Genomic DNA, 565 nt, shown 5'->3' with positions numbered 1-565 from the left:
AAAACCTTTGGGTTCAATCGCCTTTAGAAGCGGTAATGGTGTTAAGATAATCGTAGGAGGAGCTAAAAAGCTTTATGCTTATGATAGCCAAACGCGTGGTTGGCAAGACATCAGTCAAAATGGTGTGACGTATCAGGCAAATGATGAGAACAAATGGTCGTTTGCGTTGTTCGGTGATGCTGTCATTGCGGTGAATAAAAATGATAAACCGCAAGTTTTCAAGGTTCGCAATTCCCAACGATTTGAAGATTTAGGAGGCAATCCCCCCAAAGCAGGTTTGGTGAAAGTTTGGGGCGATTTTGTTTGTTTGATGCAATTGACAGATAATCCTAATCGTATCCATTGGTCAGGTCTCAATGATGCGACCCATTGGACGGTTGGTGTTAAAGATTGTTATTATCATAACTTTAATGATGGTGAACATGTGCAGGGTGCAACAGAATCGAGCAATCCAATCGTTTTTCTACGTTCTGCTGTTTATGCCGGTTCTTTTACGTTAGGGTCTAAGGTTCCGTTCATTTTTCAAAAGCTACAAGACAAGCGTGGAGCAAGAAGTGCAGCATCT

General features: G+C 41.8%; 1 pseudogene. It reads left to right on the top strand.

From position 1 onward, the window contains the following. Positions 1-565 (top strand): annotated as a pseudogene (locus ACFILW_RS10985) (hypothetical protein); the annotation flags it as partial.

Source organism: Bartonella sp. TT110JLCBS (assembly GCF_042193405.1).
Taxonomy (GTDB): Bacteria; Pseudomonadota; Alphaproteobacteria; order Rhizobiales; family Rhizobiaceae; genus Bartonella.
This window is presented reverse-complemented; position numbering and strand designations above follow the sequence as displayed.